The organism is Desulfosporosinus youngiae DSM 17734 (assembly GCF_000244895.1).
Taxonomy (GTDB): domain Bacteria; phylum Bacillota; class Desulfitobacteriia; order Desulfitobacteriales; family Desulfitobacteriaceae; genus Desulfosporosinus; species Desulfosporosinus youngiae.
The window spans coordinates 2,939,710-2,960,220 of record NZ_CM001441.1 but is presented as its reverse complement, the minus strand read 5'-3'; the positions used below and the strand labels follow the sequence as shown (position 1 = coordinate 2,960,220).

16 protein-coding genes and 1 pseudogene are annotated in these 20,511 nt (G+C 44.4%); 2 read left to right on the top strand and 15 right to left on the bottom strand.

The annotated features are described in order from the left end of the window. Positions 1–14: 14 nt before the first annotated feature. From DESYODRAFT_RS13705 to DESYODRAFT_RS13690, 4 genes are read right to left on the bottom strand one after another with little or no spacing between them, the layout of a single operon-like run. Positions 15–869 carry a hypothetical protein gene (locus DESYODRAFT_RS13705; RefSeq protein WP_007784020.1) on the bottom strand — a complete coding sequence of 285 codons (855 nt, stop codon included), beginning with the start codon at positions 867–869 and terminating at the stop codon, positions 15–17. Further along, positions 847–2,136: a hypothetical protein gene (locus DESYODRAFT_RS13700; protein WP_007784019.1), complete on the bottom strand. Its 1,290-nt coding sequence runs from the start codon at positions 2,134–2,136 to the stop codon at positions 847–849. The genes DESYODRAFT_RS13705 and DESYODRAFT_RS13700 overlap by 23 nt, the downstream gene beginning before the upstream one ends. Beyond that, positions 2,133–4,925, bottom strand: coding sequence for a DUF6603 domain-containing protein (locus DESYODRAFT_RS13695; RefSeq protein WP_007784017.1), 2,793 nt, complete (start codon positions 4,923–4,925; stop codon positions 2,133–2,135). The genes DESYODRAFT_RS13700 and DESYODRAFT_RS13695 overlap by 4 nt, the downstream gene beginning before the upstream one ends. 14 nt (positions 4,926–4,939) lie before the next feature. Continuing rightward, positions 4,940–5,482 carry a hypothetical protein gene (locus DESYODRAFT_RS13690; protein WP_007784016.1) on the bottom strand — a complete coding sequence of 181 codons (543 nt, stop codon included), beginning with the start codon at positions 5,480–5,482 and terminating at the stop codon, positions 4,940–4,942. Between the two features lie 90 nt (positions 5,483–5,572). Here DESYODRAFT_RS13690 and DESYODRAFT_RS29235 point away from each other — a divergent pair. Together DESYODRAFT_RS29235 and DESYODRAFT_RS13685 are read left to right on the top strand one after the other, a co-directional pair. After that, positions 5,573–5,719: pseudogene (locus DESYODRAFT_RS29235) on the top strand (IS3 family transposase); the annotation flags it as partial. Between the two features lie 326 nt (positions 5,720–6,045). Further along, the gene (locus DESYODRAFT_RS13685; RefSeq protein WP_007784013.1) at positions 6,046–6,618 is read left to right on the top strand and encodes a Uma2 family endonuclease; all 573 of its coding nucleotides are present in this window, start codon (positions 6,046–6,048) and stop codon (positions 6,616–6,618) included. A gap of 148 nt (positions 6,619–6,766) precedes the next feature. Here the strand turns inward: DESYODRAFT_RS13685 and DESYODRAFT_RS13680 are convergent, their stop codons facing one another. The 11 genes from DESYODRAFT_RS13680 to DESYODRAFT_RS13630 form a co-directional block, all read right to left on the bottom strand. Then, the gene (locus tag DESYODRAFT_RS13680; protein ID WP_007784011.1) at positions 6,767–7,228 is read right to left on the bottom strand and encodes a toll/interleukin-1 receptor domain-containing protein; all 462 of its coding nucleotides are present in this window, start codon (positions 7,226–7,228) and stop codon (positions 6,767–6,769) included. 147 nt (positions 7,229–7,375) lie between these two features. Next, positions 7,376–8,110, bottom strand: coding sequence for an NADH-quinone oxidoreductase subunit NuoB (gene nuoB / locus DESYODRAFT_RS13675; protein ID WP_007784010.1), 735 nt, complete (start codon positions 8,108–8,110; stop codon positions 7,376–7,378). Between the two features lie 11 nt (positions 8,111–8,121). Next, positions 8,122–9,630: a hydrogenase large subunit gene (locus DESYODRAFT_RS13670; RefSeq protein ID WP_007784008.1), complete on the bottom strand. Its 1,509-nt coding sequence runs from the start codon at positions 9,628–9,630 to the stop codon at positions 8,122–8,124. A gap of 6 nt (positions 9,631–9,636) precedes the next feature. Further along, positions 9,637–11,100: a proton-conducting transporter transmembrane domain-containing protein gene (locus DESYODRAFT_RS13665; RefSeq protein ID WP_007784005.1), complete on the bottom strand. Its 1,464-nt coding sequence runs from the start codon at positions 11,098–11,100 to the stop codon at positions 9,637–9,639. A 5-nt stretch (positions 11,101–11,105) separates the two neighbouring features. Beyond that, the gene (locus DESYODRAFT_RS13660; protein WP_007784003.1) at positions 11,106–11,720 is read right to left on the bottom strand and encodes a hypothetical protein; all 615 of its coding nucleotides are present in this window, start codon (positions 11,718–11,720) and stop codon (positions 11,106–11,108) included. A gap of 17 nt (positions 11,721–11,737) precedes the next feature. Then, positions 11,738–12,634 (bottom strand): respiratory chain complex I subunit 1 family protein, encoded by an 897-nt coding sequence (locus tag DESYODRAFT_RS13655; RefSeq protein ID WP_007784001.1) that lies wholly within the window; start codon positions 12,632–12,634, stop codon positions 11,738–11,740. Between the two features lie 2 nt (positions 12,635–12,636). Further along, the gene (hyfB, locus tag DESYODRAFT_RS13650; protein ID WP_007784000.1) at positions 12,637–14,655 is read right to left on the bottom strand and encodes a hydrogenase 4 subunit B; all 2,019 of its coding nucleotides are present in this window, start codon (positions 14,653–14,655) and stop codon (positions 12,637–12,639) included. Between the two features lie 396 nt (positions 14,656–15,051). After that, positions 15,052–16,518 (bottom strand): sigma-54-dependent transcriptional regulator, encoded by a 1,467-nt coding sequence (locus DESYODRAFT_RS13645; RefSeq protein ID WP_007783999.1) that lies wholly within the window; start codon positions 16,516–16,518, stop codon positions 15,052–15,054. Positions 16,519–16,539: 21 nt separating this feature from the next. Beyond that, the gene (locus DESYODRAFT_RS13640; protein WP_007783998.1) at positions 16,540–18,459 is read right to left on the bottom strand and encodes a PAS domain-containing sensor histidine kinase; all 1,920 of its coding nucleotides are present in this window, start codon (positions 18,457–18,459) and stop codon (positions 16,540–16,542) included. A 298-nt stretch (positions 18,460–18,757) separates the two neighbouring features. Then, complete coding sequence (locus DESYODRAFT_RS13635; RefSeq protein WP_007783997.1) at positions 18,758–19,339, bottom strand: GNAT family N-acetyltransferase; 582 nt, start codon at positions 19,337–19,339, stop codon at positions 18,758–18,760. 20 nt (positions 19,340–19,359) lie between these two features. After that, positions 19,360–20,421, bottom strand: a complete 1,062-nt coding sequence (locus tag DESYODRAFT_RS13630) for a hypothetical protein (RefSeq protein ID WP_007783995.1) — start codon at positions 20,419–20,421, stop codon at positions 19,360–19,362. Between the last annotated feature and the right edge of the window lie 90 nt (positions 20,422–20,511).

Sequence of the window (20,511 nt, the reverse complement as noted above, 5' to 3'; positions counted from 1 at the left end):
GATCTCACACTCCTTTATTTTGCATCTTTGCGGATGACTTTTCCTAGGTAAGGGGTCTTAATCATTTGAAGTGCGAACTCAGCCGATGTAAATGGTTTACTGAAAAAAGTCTCCATATTCTTAGCAGTCGCCGCTACATCGATTGTTCTGGCATTTTTATTTTTTAACACGACCTCAACAGTGTCGGTTTCGCTAAGCAGCGACCCGTCTTCAAAACTTCTGAGCCGCTTATAAAACTTGTCATTAATGTGGTTAAATCCAAAAAAAAAGCCTTCTGGCGGTTGAGCAATTTCAAGTTTATACGGTACGCCAGCAAAGAGCCCAATTAGAACTTCGTCGGAAAGGGTTTCTATTCTGAGTGCTTTAATGACTGCATCTGAATGATCATAGGCTTGAAACTCCAGACCTCTCCAGCCTCTGACAAGAGGCGACCTTAAAAGAAATCCTCCCATAATAGAAACGGGCTCTGACATGGACGCATTGGCTACCGACTTACCTTGTAATAGGGGTCTAACGGCTTGAATTCTTTTAAAGACATTGTCGTAGGCATTTTTTAATAGAACTTCATCGTGATGTAAGTCTGCAGACGCCGTCCTGCCTAAGCTGCAAGCACCATCCATAATGACTCTCTGCCAATTGCTGTTCACGTAGAAAAAACGAACTGAATTGCTTGGCAGTAGGTTTTCTGAGGGTACTAAGTAATGAAAGGAAACGTTCTTTAAAAGACAGATTTCGCTTAACCACGCCAGTAGATCGTCTTCTAAAAGTTCTCCGGAATCGTTAATAGTTTCACGCATGCTTTGATAAAAATGATGCTCTTGTTCTGAATTAAAAATCCTTAGGGATTCATGGGCCAGTCGAATTGGCATTTCCCAGCACCTCCGCGATGGCATCCTCTAGAGACGCTTTAAGTTCAGTTTTTAATGCCTGCTGTGTCAAATGATGTGGTAAAACCTTGTTTCTGTTGTCATTTAAATGGTTTAACATTAGAGTATGGTACTTAGAGGTCTTGACTGTTTTTTGATTGTTCAGGCGCCACTCAAAAAGCTTCTGTGCAAATCCTTGATCTGTCAAAGCCATTGATTTGCCTTGCTGCCACGCTGCTGCGTAGCGAACGTCAAACATACTCAACTCAGGGTCATAGCAAAGGAGTTGATCCGCAAATTGTGCGCACCTCAGTTCAACAGGTTCTTCAGCATAGGGTATAAACGGTGATTGGTACCAGGAAACAGTCTGACTGCCATCACGAATCTGATGATTCATTGGCATATAGCCCTGATTGCAGAGCTTTTGAACCAACTCATTCGTTCCGCTGTAGGGTGTTTCCATCATGCCTGCCTTTAAGTTTGTAAAGACAGATCCGAAATCAAAGAGTGGTTTAGCCATTGAAAACTGCCAACTGCTTAAAACAATCATTCTGACGTTTTCACACCCACTCAAGATTTCTTCGCGCTGCGTTGAATCCTTTAAGCATTTTTCAAAGCCTTCAAGTGACACCAATAGTGCCGTATGAGTAATGGCGTGGGTTTCATCCAATGGCATAAGACAAAATCGATTGGCAACAATTGTCGCAAACCAGTCATCCTTCACGGTTTCGTCGGTTACCTTATAATCCAGGCTGACACCTTTGCCATGAGCCAAAAGACACAGTTCTCTTTCGTAAGGCACCAACTCCGTGAAAAGACTCTTCGGCAAAGTTACAAAACTGCACGGCGAATCGTCCTTTTCATGAGCTTCAAGCTTTAGATTAGGAACAAAGGTGTTCAATTCAGGTTGAATGGCTTCCTGATAATTGGAATTCACCACTGAAAACACATCAGTTTCGTCTAATACAAGCAGCATCAGCCAAGGCATTTCAGGCAGCTCATTATTTAATTTCATCTCCCAAGGTAAAGTTCTGCGTTTTAAAACAATATGCGGCAAACACTCGCTGTAATCACCGACAGCACTTGCAGGCGGGTATACCGAATAAACCTGACCGCCTGGTATGCTAAACCGCTCCGTTGCAACGGTTATATTCAAAGATTCTGATGCAAGCGCCACTTTTAAGTTTGTTACTTGTTCAACCTTAATTTCATATTCGCCAACCTCTAAAGGCGGAACGGTCATTTGTGAAAATCGAATGCCTCTGCTCATTGTCTTATCACCTGCATTTCCAGACTGCCTTCTGTTCTCAGCTTTGGCGCTGTAAAAAATACCGCTCTAGGGTTGTCCCCAATTTGTTTAAACCTGGCAAAATTCCACGTACCAAAATTAAAGCTGGTTTCTTCAATAATATTGTTGCGGCGCTCGTTTTCTGTTATTGTCTTTTGAATGGTTTCCATAACCACATCTTCCTCTTCGTCGTAATGCTTGGGGTCAATAAAGTTAGGTCTTATATAACGGATTTCTTTGGTTATAGATTCTCTTTGGCTGAGCACAGACTCTTTATAAGCGCCTTGACTTGGAATAATGTGAAGTACTTCTGCAAAGTTTGAAGCATTCAGCTGCATACCCATTGGCGCGTCTGTAAGGAGTTCGCCATTGATACCAGGGTCTGTGTTGCCCCATAAAGCCGATGGCACATTTTTCAGACTTGGCGTCGCAAATAGTTTTGCTGTTTTAGTAGTTTGACCCTTTTTATAGACGCTGACTTTCTGCTCAATTGTCACACTACTGACTGCCATAGGCACAATACCAAATGATTTGCCAAACTCAAACACTAAACTGCCATTGTAGTACAACTTGCTGCATGGCGTCTTTTGGTCTACTGAAAAAGCTGCGTTATAGCCGTCAACAATATAGGCGGGTTCACCTAGAGACGTTTTATATTCACCTAAAAGTCCGCCGCTTACTGATGTTTTACTCAGTACCGTTCCTAAAGAAGCACTTTCGGCAGCTGCCTTCTTACCTTTTATTGGTAATGGAATTTGTGAAGCTGCTTTGCTTTTTTGAGTGGATTCCGGTATGAAGCTCTCAGCAAATTCACCCCATTCGATAGGCTTTGGTTTTCTGTCATTTTTATTGTTGTAGCCAATAGTAAAGGATAGGATGTACCAATCTATATAGACTTCACACGAGAAATCAGGACCCCATAAACTGAGCCCGGCACCCATCTCAACCTTAAAGGTCTTTCCAATTCCAAAAATACTGATTCTGTACGATACGCCAACACTTACTTGTACACGTGCAGAATAGAAAAATGGTTTCCACTGCATTAAAAATTCTGCTGCTGCAAAAAACCACGCCTTTAAGTTGCCCAGCTCAAATAATAATTTAAGCTGACCGCCCGCCATCATACAGGTTGGTGTTAACGCAAAATACGCCTCACCCTTAACCGAAATATTCTTATTCAAAATCCAAGTGACACCCAGTGCCGGAATATCAGGGTAATGCTTATTCACAAACTGAGGGTGATGGCACCCGCCAATCGTTACAATGAAATCTCCCTTATAAGCACCGCCAAACCAGAAGCCTAAAGCAAAACCACCCGTCAGCTTGCAACTGGGATGGAATAAAAATGAACGGTCTGTCAGAGCTGCCATGATTATAATTTCTCCAGCCCCAATATCAATCACTGCCTTAATGGCTAATTCTGCCCTGGCAATCGGATTCAGGCCTGATACTTTTGGCGGTAGGGAAGCGTCTGCTAACCCTAGCAGTGAAATAACAACATTGTTGCCAAGTTCAACGTTGAGCAGCAAGAAGGTTTCAAGAACTCCAAATGAAGTAAACCGTATGCCCGCAGAAAAGAAATACTGACCTTTAATCGGTACAATCGATTTACTGAGTGCGCTTAATGCCGCTTTAGGAGGCGTGTCAGGTTTTAATGCACTACTGCCGCCCATAGCTGCAGCAACTAATGGAAACGTCCTTACACCGTCTAAGTTCGGTAATTTAAGTGTTCTATTGATTCCAAAACCCAGCGCTAAGCCTGTTACAAAGAAGTACGGCGGTCCACCCATTGGGGCACCAATCATGAGGTAGGCAAAAAAGCTCATTTCTCCACTTCCAGGCAGCTGTCCATAAGATCCCAGTGCCATGAAGCTGTATTTTGAAAGCGTTAATCCAAGCAAACCGTTGTAAAGACACTCTTCTTCTTGAGATTTATACAGTCCGCCAATTAAACTAAATGCTTTTGTTTCCACATTTACCATTAACCCGCCTAAGCCAAAGCCAATGTCGGTTAGCTTTTTAAGGGATGTAGAAACATATAGTTCATAAAAATCGACACGCAGCATGGCAATTGTAAAGCTCGCGTCGAGATAAAGCTTCAAGTCAGAGCCGTTTAAGCTCACCCCAATTTGTGAAAAGTATAGGACGCTGAACCCTTTATCGATTTTAAGCCAGTAAATTGTGTTCTTTGGCTGTTCGGCATTTAAGCCAAGGCTTTTCACCTGTTTTTTTAATGACTGTCTATAGTCAACAGACAAGTCTAATGGAATTTTCTTTATTCTGAGTTCTGAAACGATAGAAAATACGAACTCAACATTTGCAGTGTACGCTAAATCTATTTTTTTAAAGAGAAAACCATCGCCGTCGTCACAAAATTGGCCTACAATCGGCAGGCTCGAAAGCTCTAATTTTTGATTAAATACCATCTCAAAGCTGTAATTTCTGTTTGTTCCAATGAGTTTGGTCGATAAAGTCAAACTCCCGAAGTCACGGATTACTGCGTTGAAATCAATCAACTGATTGACTGTAGCGTATCTTAAACGGATCGTTTCAATAAAAAGTTCAAAATCGAGACAGTCAGGAAATTCAACACCGAAATATTCAGCAACTTCCTGCATTTTAAAAATAAAATCCCGATTAATCCACTGCCCGGATACAGCTGTACCTTTGGGAGAGTTTAGGAAAACAAGTTGAAAAAGTGCGTTATTAATATAAAAATCGCTGTAAAGCGCTACTTTTAAATCAAGTGACTCAGCATCTTGTACTTTCATATCCTCCGCTCCCTTTATTTTAGGAGCTCATCAATATTTTCAAGTTTCATTCGCTCAATAATTTTAGCGCGTTTTGTGTTGTAAACAGCAAGTCCCAATGAATCAATATGGAATATTTTAAGACTCTCATCCGGCTTAACAGGATTTAGAATCACAAAGTTGAGCGCATACTCAAATGGTTTGGTATTCGCCGCAATAGTTGATTTGTCAACGTAAATGAAAAGTTGTCGCATTTGTATTTCAATGTTATTAAAAACATCAAGACCCATTGAAGTAAGTGTTGCTTTCATATCCTCTTCAGTAACAGGTTGACCACCGCCAAAATCAGTAATAATTTTGTTGACTTCAGTAATCAGCTCAGTCAGTCTCATGCCTTGTGGTTCCGGATCGGTCGGTATAACGAGGATTCGAGTTCTTTTTTCACTATCTGCCTTTGAAGGATCTAAAACCTGGTATTGATAAACCCCTTTAAGTTTACAGTTGAGAAGTGTTAAATCTACAAACGCAAGTACATTGTTTTCCAGGCCATTCGGATCGTTTAACATCATTTCATTCATTACAATACGCCTCCTTGTATGTATGTGAAAGCATGCGATGCTGAATCGCTGGGGTGAATTACTTTTACCTTTTATTCATTTGCCTGAGTGGTCCAGCGTTTAATGAAATTGATGAATATTATCACAATTAATCCAAAACCCAATCTCAGCAAACGTTATCACGCTCAATACGTCAGACCTGATCAAGTCTGGGGTGTGGGTATAAGCTATGTCAAAATGAAAAAAGGCTTCATGTACCATATATAGCATATCGAAATAATTTGTAACAATCAACTACATTTTGGATAAATTGGATACATTTTTATTAAATGGATAGATTGTAAATTTTAAAATAGAGCATGCGTTTTAATCAATAAAATATATCTCAATTATTGAGCTGCCGGCCGGCGCCAGGCTTAACGTTTGAGATACCTTTTTGTTAAATCCCTTGTCTTTTGTATCTCGAAATGGTATAAAATGAACTAATGGATAGCGTTGGATCAAGCTCAATTTGAGATACAAAAGTGGAAAAAGGCTACTAAGAACTTTATGCCAAAAGCTTAAATTAAAGGAGAGTGTTAATGATGTCACACCCTCAAGCAGGAAAAGAATACACATACGCCGACTACCTAAATTGGCCGGAAGAAGAGCGATGGGAAATCATTGACGGAATACCTTACATGCAAGCAACGCCGACACGCATACACCAAGAAATACTAATGGAATTATCGAAACAAATCGCAGTATATTTGACAGGGAAGTCATGCAAAGTATATCCAGCCCCCTTTTGTGTACGATTGCCCCAAGAATGTGATAAAAACGAAAATGATCTTAAAAACGTAGTTGAACCCGATATTTCTATTATTTGTGATAAATCAAAATTAGATGATAAAGGCTGTCTCGGAGCTCCCGACATGATCATTGAAATAATTTCTCCGCCATCAACAAGAAACGATAAAATCATAAAATTTAATAAGTACGAAAAAGCAGGTGTTAAAGAATATTGGATAGTAGAACCAGATCAGAAATTCATTAGTGTATTTATATTAGGAAAATCCAAAAGATACGGAAGGCCTGAAATATATACTGAGAATGACAAAATTGCACTATCAATTTTTCAAGACTTAGTAATAGACCTAAATCCGGTTTTTATATAAGGATATTTTAAAAATTAGCTGAAACTGTATTTCAGTTAAGCAGCTTGGCTGGCCCGGATCCAAACCAGGCCGCTTGATTTATGAGAAAAAAGCCAATCAGCAAGTGATTAGCTTTAGTAGCGAATACTTTATATTAAATTTGAGTGATTCATCTTAACACTACTTCAAGAAATTTGTTTTTAACTTCTTCCCATTTATTTTCTGGTATAGACGTATTATACATTTTTGTTATTCTATCTTTGAGATTGGTCAATTCCATAGCAGACGTTAAATTATAACCTTTCTTACTGTTTAAGCCTTTCATTGCGTAATTTAAATTTGGTAAGATATAAATTGAATATTCATTTTGTGCTCGCCAAGCTGCCCTCATTTCATTGATACAATGGATATTTTTAAAATAATTATTGGACAACATATAAAATACATTCAATCTTTGTTTAATATGCTTATTCAGATATTCGAATATATCTTCATCTCCAGGTACACCATGCCTTGCTGAAGATGTATATAATATGTCAGCCTCAGGAATACCTAATTGTTCTAAAACGTCTACAAATGCGTCACACATCTCCTTATCCTCGGATGAGTGACTGATAAAAATCTTCTTCATTTTGAACCTTACCTCTTTTCTCTAAAATCTTGGCTAAAATGTGTTCTAAATTTAAAGACCACACCATCAGAAAGATGAGAATGAGAGCTAAAATGAAATGACAATTTGATGGAAATTATGGACGATCATTTTTAATCCCATGACCAGCTACATCCGGTCCAGAGCCAGCATTAACCCATGAATAATAGCCTGCGGCCGCGGAGGGCAGCCAGGCACGTAGATATCAACGGGAGCAAAGGCATCAACAGCTCCTCTAATGGCATAGCTCTCACCGAAAATCTGATCGCCGCTGCAGGCACAGGCCCCCAGGGCCATGACCAGTTTGGGAGTAGGTGTTGCCTCATAGGTCATCATCAGAGCCTGGGTAGAATTACGGGTGACAGGCCCGGTAACCATCAACAAATCCGCATGACGGGGAGAGGCTACAAAGTCAATCCCATATTGTTGGATATCGTAAACAGGGTTGCAGACATGGTTCATTTCAAAATCACAGCCGTTGCAGGAACCGATGTCCAGATGCCTGATATGCAGGGACCGGCCCAGGACCCTGCGGATTTTATTTCTCAATTCTGAACCGGTATTCTCAGCCAGTGAACCGCCCAAGATTGCCAATTTGTAATTAGTAGTTTGTTTTAAACAGCCCTCCTGGCAAGAATCAACGCAGAGCCCACAAAAGACACAAGCCTTCTGATTAACTACCCGTGAACCTTCGTACAATTTTATAGCATTGGTCGGACAAACATTGACGCAAAGATTACAACCCTTGCAGGCTGCATTTTGCTCTACGACCACTTCACCCCGGGAACGTTCCGAGGGTACCGCCTTTTCCCAGGGTTCTGTTACATTACCGGTGGCGATAACTTTTTTCCAAACCTTTAACAACTCGTACCCTCCTATCTGTCCACACAGGCGTATGATAGTTCATAGCTCTTATTTATGAGCGGGAAGTCGGGGATGATATTACCGGGTGCAGCTACCGTTAGGGCCGGCCAGTTCGGATAAGCGGCAGCCCGGGCATACAGGCGGTAAACGGTATTGTTCTCCCCTACCATAAGCCAGTGAATGTTATTGCCCTGAGGTGATTCGCACCAGCCAAACCCGCTGCTGTAGGGTTTTATAACAGGGATAGCTGCTTTCAGGGGACCCTTAGCCTTAGGCATTTTCTCTAATATCTCGCGAATCAGGTTCACAGTCTGAGCCACTTCATCAACACGAACCCACAGGCGGGCTGCCACATCACCGCTCGTGTAGATCGGAACCTCAAATTTCAGCGAGGAATAGCATCCATAGGGGAAATCCCGCCGGATATCGACATCAACACCGGAGGCCCTGGCGCCAACCCCAACGACTCCTAAATCCAGAGCTGCCTGCCGGGGCACAATGCCGGTGGTCTCGACACGGTTCAGGAAGGCATCGTTTCCTCTAAAGAGTTCAATCATCTCATTGAAGTCAGGTATCAGTTTGTCCAGCATTGACCTGATCTCAGCGCTTAACTGATCATTAATGTCAAGGCGCACACCACCGGGGACAACCATGCCCCGCAGAAAACGGTGACCGGTAAGTGCTTCGTTAACCCTCATGATATCTTCCTTCAGACGGGCACCGGCCATAATTCCCACAGCAAATCCCATACCGGCACACAAGTTGCCAATATCGCCCACATGGTTATAAAGGCGCTCCATTTCACCTACCAGCGCTCTTAAATACTGGGCCCTAGGCGGAACGGTTACACCGGCAATGGTTTCAATAGCCTGGCAATAGGACAAAGAGTGGGCAACGGTGCAGATACCCGAGATCCGTTCCACCTGGTAGAAAGCTCTTTCAATCGGTGCCCCTTCAATGGCTTTTTCAATGCCCCGGTGCAGGAAGAATAACTTGGCATCCAAGCGGATAATGTCCTCGCCTGCCTGGCTGAAGATGAAGTGACCTGGTTCAATAATACCCGCGTGGATTGGCCCTACAGGGACCTGAAATACTCCCTCCCCTTCCACCCCGGCCATGGGAAACTCTTTCTTAGCAGTGGGTACGGGTGTTTGGTTGTTAAAGTCTTTGCGCAACGGAAAGATCCCCTGGGGCCAGTTCTCATGCAAGGCAAGCGGCCTTAAATCCGGGTGGCCCACTGGCTTTAGACCAAACATGTCGTAAATCTCACGCTCATACCAAGCTGCGCCTGAAATCTTAGGAGTAATTGAAGGGAACTCCAATTTCCCTTTTTCTTTCAGGACAGCTTTGATGACCTGCATACTTTTACCGACTGAAAACAGGCAGTAGATGGCATAATTGCCGTTTAGCTGCCGTTCGTCATTGGCGAACATGGACATCAGGCCATTTTGTCCTTCAGCGTAGAGCTGGCAGGCAGTCTCTCTTAACTCGGCAGCCGGAATCGTTTTATAATCCTTCATGGTTCCTTAACCTCCTATCACAATGTCTGCCGCTTTGGTTAAGATTTCGCTTAGAAACGGTGGCAGGTAAAGTCCGCCGATTATCAGCAGGCAGATGGAAAGACCAATGGCGGTTAGAGCGACTGGCGAAACATTGGCCCGCTTCATTTTTTCGGGAACACTGCTGAAGGTCATCTTTAAGGCGTAGTTCATCAAACCGGCAAAGACGCCCACCAGCAACAGGAGGGTTAAACCACCCAGGAGCCACATTTTGCTCTCGAACATGGCGTTAATCAGCAAGAACTTACTAATAAAGATGTTTAGCGGAGGTGTCCCTGTGATGGCTAGGATGCCAATCATGAACATAGTGGCTACGGCGGGCATAACCCGGGCAATTCCTTGAATCTCTTTAATGTTTCTGGTTTTATACTCCTGGCTAATGATACCGACCAGATAAAATAGAGCCGACTTGGCTATGGCGTGGTTAATGATGTGCAGCAGTGCTGCATACACTGCCAGGTGGCTGCCAATCCCGAAACCGATGGCGATAATCCCCATGTGCTCGACGGACGAATAGGCCAGCAATCGTTTAACATCATGCTGTATCAAGACAAAGGGTATGGCCAGCATGATCGACAGAATACCCAGTCCGAGAAGCACCGTATGAATAAATTCCGTACCAATGGTTCCTTGGATAATAATGACGTTGCGAATCAATGCGTAAAAAGCACAGCTCAAAAGCGCACCGGATAAAAGACCGCTGACCGGCGAGGGAGCCTGACTGTGGGCGTCCGGCAGCCAGGTATGCATGGGGGCCAGACCGGCTTTGGTACCGTAACCAATCAAGATGAAGACAAAGGCTAATTTTACAATGGCAGGATTAAGGGTGTGACTGATTTGCTTCAGGTAGAGCCAATTCAGAGCCTGGGTCTCGCCACCGGCATTAACCTGGGCATAATAGAGAATCATAGTACCCAGCAAGGCTAAACAAATACCTACCGTGCAAATCATGACGTACTTCCAGGCTGCTTCCAGGGCAGAACGGTTAAAATAGAAGGCCACCAGCAGCGCAGAAGCCAGAGTTGTGCCTTCCACAGCCACCCACATCAGACCTAGGTTCCCTACAACCAGAACGCTCACCATGGCAAAGGTAAACAAGTTAAGCAGGGCATAATAGCGGGGAATCATCTTTTCCGTGGCATGTCCTTCTTTTACTTCCTTCTCCATATAAGGCAGGGAAAATAAGGTGGCGGTAAAGGTCAGCAGAGCTACCACTAAAAGGAGTACAGCACTCAGGTAGTCCACATACAGAAACTCGCTGCTAAATACTTTAATTTCCGTTATCTTGCCGATGATCGCCAGGATAATACCACTGGTTAAGGCGCTCCCTGCCAGATTGGTATAGCGGATTGCGGCAAGTTTCTTTTGCGGCAGGGTAATTAACCCTATGACAATAGGCAGCACTAAGGCCGCTAAGATCAACTCGAACATCGATATCACCCCTTTAACTCGTTTAAGATGCTGGTGTCGGTGGTCTCAAAGGAGTACTTAAGTCTATGAGTGAGAATTACCAACACAACCACAGCAACCAGAATATCAAAGAAGATACCCATCTCGATGATCAGCGGTAAACCTTTGGTAATGGATAAACCTAAAAGGTACAGTCCGTTCTCCATGGTTATTAGACCGACAACCTGCATAATGGCCTGAGACCGGGCGATGATCATCAAGAGACCAATCATCGTTAAGGCGATGGCTGCTCCCAAGGTTTCTCCCGCCATATGGGGCAATACTTTATTCACAAACCCGTAGGAAACGATGATCGCCAGAATGGCCAGGAGGAAAGAGACGTTGAAGTTAGCAATTTCCCTTTCATGTTTTAATTGCAAGGTAACCCTCCACAGAGAATAAACAATTAACCCAACTTTAATGACCGCCGTCAGCACTGCGGCGATATACATATGAAATTCCCCGGTCTTAAGACCGAATATCAAACAAGCCAGAGCCACAATCACCGACTGGAATCCTAAGATACCCACAGCAGTCCGTAGAGAGGATACCCTGGTTAACAGGATCGCACCGGCTAAAAGCAGGACTGTCAATAGTGTCATTAATCTTTCCCTCCTTACTACATGGCGATGATCGCCAGCAGTGATAAGCAGCCGGTTGCGGTCAGCAATCCTGGCAATCTGAACAGACGCATCTTATTGGTACTGGTTTCAATACCGGCCAGGACAACAGCAATTACCAAGACCTTAAGGATCAGCCAAACAACGGGCGGCAGACTGCCGGCAGGGTTCCAGGGCAGAAAGAAGTTGACCATCAGCAAGATGGTGACCAGCTGCTTAAGAGCGGAACCCCAAAAGATCAAACCAACTGAGCGCCCGCAATACTCTAAGACCATCCCTTCGTGAACCATGGTTAATTCCAGGTGAGTATCCGGGTTGTCCACCGGGATACGTCCGGTTTCAGCCACAGTAAGAATCAGAAAGGCGATGGCTGCCAGGATGGCCGACAGGGAAATTCCGGAAGATGCTGAGGCGCTGGCCATTTGCGACATGACCGTGCCATTGGCCCGCATAGCCACAGTTAACAAGGTCAGCATCAGCACAGGCTCCACCAGAATATTAATGAACATTTCCCGGGAACCACCCATCCCGCCAAAGGTACTGCCTGCATCCAGGGAGGCCAGGGCCAGAAAGAACCTGCCTAGTCCCAGCATGTAGATCAAGACAAAGATGTTATCATAGTGCAAACCCCGGTCAAACAGGAGAGTCGGTACTAAGGCTGCCGCTCCCAGGGCTGTGGCAAAATAAATATAGGGGGCTGCTTTGAAAATCCAGGATACTGTGGGAGAAAATACATTATCTTTTTTGAAGAATTTTCGTAGGTCGTAGTAAACCTGAAAGTAACCGGGTCCCCTTCTGCTTTGCATTTTGCCCTTGGTATTTTTGATCACACCGGCTACCAAAGGAGCCAGCATTGCCAGCACAACCACCTGTAAGAGCATGAACAATACTGACATGCTTACCACCTCACTCCCAGAATTAGAATAACGACCGTTACAAGCAGGACATAACCAATGTAATGCTGCAAATTACCGGATTGCAGGGGTTTGACACGGCTGACTAAAAATAAGATTCCTTTTTTAAGCGGTTGATAAAGCCAGCTGTCAATTAAATAGCTGATCCCCACTGTCATTTTCATCTTAACCCCGTGATAGGGATTAAGGGTTTTGTCGGCAGTAACATCGTCTTTGGAACGGAGAAAAACCTTAAAGGCTCGGCGAACCGGTTGGGCAAAACCGGTGGCAGTGTATTCCATCCGGGCAGTGGGAATAATACCGCAGGTCCAGGTTTCTCCCTCAACATTTTTCGGTTTACCATTGAAGTTGTAGACCAGCACAGCGGCGATCAGACCAACCACCAGCAGACCCGCGACCACCGGCATGGCGATGACGCCATTGGCCTGTGGGATGTTGAATGCCGCGGCATACCAATGATTGCTGAACAGACCACTGACCTTAAGTCCAGCAGATTGGGAGACAACCCCCTGTAAAAGGTTGAGCATCCATTGGGGCCAAACACCCAAAGCCAAGCACATTAAGGACAGAAGGCCCATCCCGGTCAGCATTGTGCCGGGAACTTCTTTGGCCTGTTCCGCGTGTTTACTGCGGGGCTTGGCCAGGAAGGTTACCCCAAAGGCCTTAACAAAACAGGCAGCGGCCAAGGCACCCGTTAATCCCAGCAAAGCAATCAGAATTACAGACCCTAAACGAGGAATGACCCCTGTTACAGCCTGGGGTAAATAGAAAAGTGACTGATAGGTCAGCCATTCACTGACGAAACCATTAAGTGGCGGCAAAGCTGAAATTGCAGCAGCTCCGGTCAGAAAGAAAACTGCGGTGTAAGGCATTTTCTTAATCAATCCGCCCAGATGTTCGATGTCTTTTGTATGGGTTGCATAAAGTACAGAACCGGCACCCAGGAAGAGCAGAGATTTAAAGACGGCGTGGTTAAAAACGTGGTAAAGTCCTGCCACAAAAGCAAGTCCCGCCAGGACAGGCTGATTTGTACTCATGAAGACCATACCCGAGCCAATACCAAGCAGGATGATACCAATGTTTTCTACCGAGTGATACGCCAGCAGACGCTTCAGGTCGTGCTGCATCAAGGCATATAATACACCCAGGACTGAGGAGATAATGGCCAGGAAAAGAACCACCCCACCCCACCAGGCAGGTCCGACACCTAAGAACTCCAGGTAAAACCGGCACAGGCCATAAATCGCAGTTTTGATCATAATACCGGACATCAGAGCCGAGACATGGCTAGGTGCCGCCGGGTGTGCTTCAGGCAGCCAAATGTGCAGGGGGATCACACCTGCCTTGGTACCGAAACCGATTAAGGCACAGAAAAAAACAGTATTACGCAGGGTATTCGTTAAGGAAGCACCTTTGAACATTTGGAAGTCCAAACTGTGCACCGTCATACTAAGGATTAATAATGCCGTTGTAATAAAGACTGTACCCAGGGTGGTCATCAATATGTATTTATAGGCAGCACGGGTGTTAGCTGTCTTTTCATATTCATGGTTGACCAGGAAGAAAGAAACTACGGTCATGAGCTCCCAGGCGATCAGGAAATAGGCCACCTGGCTGACGGTTAGTACCAGGGCCATGGATAAGATAAAACCGTTATAAAGTGCGGCCATTAGTGCTAAACGCTGCTTGTAAAACTCACGGCTGTAGCCGAGAGCGTAGATACTGGCCGCTGTCCCTACAACTCCTAAGGCCAGCAAGAAAAAAGCAGATAAATTATCAATTCGGATGATTAAGGATCCAACCGGCAGACCCATAGCATACGTGAACGTTACGCCACCGGCAATAAATACTTCAACTGAACAGGCCACAATGGCTAAACAACCTAACACGGATAAACCGTGAGCTAAAATGTTCGTTACTTTTGGGCTGCTGTTCGTTAGGATGGGCGTTAAAATGCCTGCGGTAAACAGCAGCAGCATTACCGGATAGATAGTTTCTATCACGAAATTCACCACCTATTGATTGGTTTGTTTATTGGTTTGTTAAGAAATAATGAGACCAACTTGGAATTATTTCACTAGTTCGCCAGCTCCTTCCCCTGACAACTATTTAGTTGCTTTATGGTTGGACGATTTGACATTATATAGCATTAATTAGCAAGAACTATGCCTATATTATTTGCTGCTTGCGGTCTCTTTCAACGACGGGCTAAACCCGCATGATTACAAGAATAGATGGACTTTTCAGTCAGATAAAAAACGATCATCTTCCGGGCAGGCTAGCAATGACGTATACGTTATTGTTATAGGTATGAAAATATTGCATGGTTTTATATAAAAAATCCCCCGCACCATCATTCATAAGTGAACACTTACAATGATGGTGCGGGGGGAAGATCATTAATTCTTTCTGGCAAGGTTTTTCTGTATTCTTTCAAGACGGTAGTAAAGGGCTCGCACTGAAATTCCCAAATGTTGAGCGGCTTTTGTTTTGTTGCCCTTGTATATTCTCAGGGCTTCCTCAACCAGATCATCTATATGCTTGTCAAGATTAATTGGATCAGGCGGTAAGGATTTGGTTTCCGTTTTCTCCCCTGTACCCTTGGGAGTAAGATTACCTGCAGCGTTTGGAGTTAGATTGCTGAGATGCTCTAATTTTAATTCTTCATCATCAAACATAAACGATACCCATTCCATTGCGTTGCGAAGTTCCCGTACATTGCCCGGCCATTGATAGGACAAGAGAAACTTGGCAGCCGGTTCACTGATCCTGCTAAAATGTTTACCCCGGCGTTTGGAGAAGTCGGTTAAAAACATGAGGGTGAGGGGCAGAATGTCGTCCGCTCTTTCACGCAAGGGAGGAATTAAGATCCGCCCCACTTTGAGCCGGTAGTACAAATCTTTACGGAACATACCTTCCTCAATTTGCTTTTCAAAGTCCAGGTTTGCGGTGCAAATAATCCGCACATCCGTTTTAATCTTTTTCAAGCCGCCGACACGATAGAAACTTTTTTCTTCTAAGACGCGGAGAAGTTTAGCCTGCAGCTCCAAAGGCAATTCCACGATTTCATCCAAAAACAGAGTGCCGCCGGCGGCAATGTCAAATTTGCCTTTTTGCCCTTTGTTCACTCCCCCGGTAAAAGAACCGCCCTCGTAACCAAAGAGCTCACTTTCAAATAAGGTTGGGGAAATAGCGGCACAGTTTATATCGACAAAGGGACTGGGGGTTTCCATAGTTCCATAATGGATGATCCTGGCGATAACCTCTTTCCCCACTCCCGTTTCCCCTTGAATCAAGACAGGTACCGTGCGGTCAGTATGATATTGCTGAGCATGCTTGACCAGGTTTTTCATTTCAGCGGAGAAAACCCCAATCGTTTCAAGCCCGGCCTGTTTAGCAACCAGCTGCTTTAGCTGGGTTAATTGCTGTTCAGCGTCCCTGGTGGCCTCTTTTAGCTTCTCATCAAAGTGCTCCGTCAGCACTTTATTTTCGTACAAGAGGTTCTGGTGTTCCTCAACCCGTTCCAGAATAGAGGTTAATTCCTCAAAGTTAATGGGCTTGGTCAAATAATCATAAGCTCCTGCCCTTAAAGCGGAAATAGCCAGAGATACGTCAACAAAACCTGTATAAAGCACCAGGTCTGCCTTGGGTTCCATATCCAAGGACTTAATGGCCTCGATCAGTTCTATCCCCGACATACCGGACATTTTTATGTCTGATAATACCATCTGAAAGCGGTTCTCTTTGTAAACTTCCAAAGCTTCTTCTCCGGAATCACATTCGATGACAGTATGACCCTGGAGAGCTAAGTAGTTGGCTAAAAATGACCTGCTCTCCCGTTCATCATCCACAAGTAAAATCTTCACAGCTTCTCGCCTCCATGCTGATTAACAACTAGGAAAGGTAATATGAATAAGCGCTCCGCCACCGGGGTTATTAGCGACTGAAATCGTTCCGTTACTAGACATTACAATGGAATGAACGATGGACATTCCCAGGCCCATTGAGCTGCCGGCATCCTTGGTACTAAAAAAGGGTTCAAATATTTTTTGAGCAATCTCCGGGTCAATCCCTGGTCCATTATCCCTAACTGTTAGGTGGATTTTTTGGTCTGCTGCCCAGGTACTGATTATGATTTCTTTTTGTTCCTGTTGATAGGGTTCTAAGGCCTGTACTGCATTCATTAGTAAGTTTAACACAACTTCCTCAAAACGAACAAAGCAGCCGCAGACAGGTAAAACAGCCTCTAGTTTTTTAATGACTTTAATACGCCGTGATAAAATCTGGTTATTGACCAGGGACAAGGAATTTTCCACCACTTCGTTGATATCACAGGGTACATACTTAAAACTCTGGCTGTATTTAAGGAAGGAACGCAAGTGGTTTACTATGGAATCTATGTGGTCAACCTGACGGGAAATATTCGTGACATTTTTTATGATTTCTTCTCCAGTCACCTCTTTCCTGGAGTTATAGAGATAGAGGATGGTTTCTGCCAAAACCTTAATGGCATTTAATGGCTGGTTAATTTCGTGAGCAATTCCTCCGCCGATAACGGCCAGGGTGGCAACCCTGGAAGCCCTTTCAGTTGCCTCTCTAGCTTCGGCAATCTTTAATTCCGCTTTTTTTTGGGCCGTTATATCTCGTCCCACAGACTGATATTCTACGATTTCACCATGCTCATTCAGGATAGCCCGGTTCACCCACTGGGTCCAATGTAGTTTGCCTTGATTGTCAACAAATCTCGGTTCCGTAACCACAACAGGGTTTTCCGGGGTCAAAGCGTAAACTTTTTTCCTGATTTCCTCCCGGTCATCAGCACGAATATACGTCGTAAAATTTTGCCCGATAATTTCTTCCACCGGCTGCCCGATAAATTTGCCGAAGGAGCCATTGACAAAGGTCAGGGTTCCATCGGTATTAAACCGCCTGATCAGTTCAATCTGATCCTCGACAATTGCCCTGAACCTGGCTTCACTTCGTTTGAGCTGCTGCTCAAATTGTTTTTGGTTGGTAATATCCCTGCCAACGGATTGATACTCAACAATTTGCCCGCTCTCGTTAAAGACAGCCCTATTGGTCCACTGCTGCCAAACAACTTCGCCGTTAGGTCTGATAAAGCGGCGCTCAGCGATAGCCACCGGGTTATCCTTGTTCAGGGAAAATATTTGCCCTTTGACAGTTTCCCGGTCTTCCACCGGAAATAAATCCATGAAATTGTGGCCCAGCAATTCATTCATGTCCTTACCATAATATTTGCAGAAGGCACTATTGAGAAAGGTCAGGGTACCGTCCGGCCGGAAACGCCTGATAAGTTCTATCTGATCTTCCACCACTGCCTGGTAGCGGGCCACACTTTCCTTTAAAGCCAGTTCAGTCTGCCTGTATTTGGTAATATCCCGGGCAATCCCTTGCAGTCTGCCGCCGGGAACCATATTAATGGTTAGTTCACACAAGAAAACAGAGTTATCTTTGCACCGGCACCATAATTCTTCAATAATTTTCTTGCCTTCTTTAAGATTAGAAACAAGTTCATACCCGTTATTCAGGCCTTCCGAAGCAATTAACTCAACGAAATTTTTCTCTCTGAGTTCTTCCTCAGCATAGCCAAACATTGAGCAGAGCCAGGAATTTATGTTTATCAGGCGGTATTCGCCATCAGTTACAAAGATGCCCACACCGGCTTGATCGACTAATACCCGGTATAATTCGTTGCTTTGACGATAGGATGCCATTTTATGAGATATATCTGTCCCTTGATCAGCACCGGGTTTAAGATTGATTTTCCTTCTGTATTGTCTTGGCATTTACATAAACTCCTTTGGCATGACAGTGAGCATGCTTTGAAGACACTGTCTTCGCACGGTTTAAACCTTCTTGCAGACTAACTAGAAATTCGCTATTTATCCCCTCAAACCCTTTAACATGACCACTTCCAATGAAAAGACCATTGTAATTAATTATAATCCTAATTCCATGTATTTACTGAAACTGTATAAGTCCTGAAATCAGTTAAAGAATAAAAGCACCTGCTTAATTTGGCAGGTGCCCTAATACTCAAAACTACTATAATAATTGCTGCCAAGCAATTTGTTCAGGGTGCTCCTATTTGAGACTGTATCTCCCTCCTCCTTGGCAATAGTCTTCTGCCACCAGTCCATACATGGAGTAATTGCAGATGCCTTGATTGTTCCAGTATCCCATCTTCACTGTACCTTCCAATACCAAATCGCACTTGCGCATGACTTTACCGGAATTAGGATTACGAGGATCATGTATGGACTCAACCCGATTAACATGAACTTCCTCAAAGAAAAAACGAATCAATTCAGAAAGCGCTTCCGATGTAACGCCCTTATTCCACCATCGTTTTCCTAGGCAATAACCGACATGAACCATTGCAATGCGTTCATCCATTTTAACAATGCTAATGCTTCCTATAGGCTCTGCTCCATTTTCCTTGAACACAATCGCCCATTGATAGAATGCATCGTTTTCATATTGGCCGATCCAGTCCTCCAATACATGGGATGAAACATTGACATTGCCATGCGGAGGCCAGGTTAGATATTTGGTTACTTCCGGATCACTCGCCCAATTTCTATACATTGATTCAGCATCACTTAGTTGAAACTTGCGTAATATTAGTCGGTCTGTTTCGAGTCTTTTAGTTCCCTTATGTCTCATTTGATTTTTCCTCACATTTTTCAGGCTGAGATTATCTCCACCGTAAGATCTTCGCGTCTTTTTTCATAAAATACCATGCGCCATTCCACATCCTCCACCGGTGGAAAGTGCAGTGCGGAACAAACTACATGGAGCTTACTTTGTTCATTCCCGCCATAAATGATGGCAGTCGGACGATCTGCCCCGCCAACAATTACGAAGCAAATGCCGTCGGTTGTCTGCAGATTATTGGGATTGTTGTGCTTTTTCCGAGGTTGGTCGGAACGAAGGCAATCTGTAACGGTAAATGCGTCATCAGGCAGGTCCTGCGAGAGCGTATAGCTCATCACAGTGTAATGTGTCGGAAACTCCTGATTTTGGTTGTCAAAATCCTCCCGGGACATTTCGCGATGGTCATATTCCTGCACAATCAACGTATTCTGTGCTCCGCTAGTCGGGTGGGTAAACTCGATGCGCTCACCGGGGGCCGACACTTGGAAATGCGGCCCTGATATAGCGACAGGGATCTGCATCAGGTTTATGCTGAGCGTTCTGATCTGCGGTTTGCGTTTTTTCGTCCAGGGAAAGGCAGCGCGCCAGATTGCCCAACCATAGGCAGGATCAAGACCGTAATGGCGGATCACGTTCCTGGCCTCAAAGTCGTTGACCTTCGGAAGGCAAGGATTCCATGACACTCCGCAGCCACGAGTTTTTGAAAGGACAGTTCCGTTTAATACAACTTGCGGACTTACATTGATGGTCAGCGGATTATCTGCTTCAATCTGCATCCGCTGTTCCTCGGTAAAGTGGGTCCCGTCGTTCTCCATAGAGAGATTCCACTTATCCATAAAGAACCGGATACGCTCAGCCGGAACTTGTATACAAAAGTCCACTACCAAGCCTTTACTGCAGGTATAGATCGCTGGCATAAGCCAGACCTCACCGTCCCAGATAAACTGCTTAGCGAGAGAAATTTCCTTACCGGCTCTTTCACGGCCATGATGTCCCCAAAAGTTGCCGTCAAAGTAAACCTTCCATTCAGGCAGCGTCTCAGGTATCTTCCCCATGACAGGAATCCCCTCTTTGTAATCTTCAGTCGCCATGATAACCTCACATCCTATGTATATCCTAACTTAACTTATTAATCTTCCGGTATATGGAAAGCACTAAACCGCTTCGCGGTGGTCTCCGTA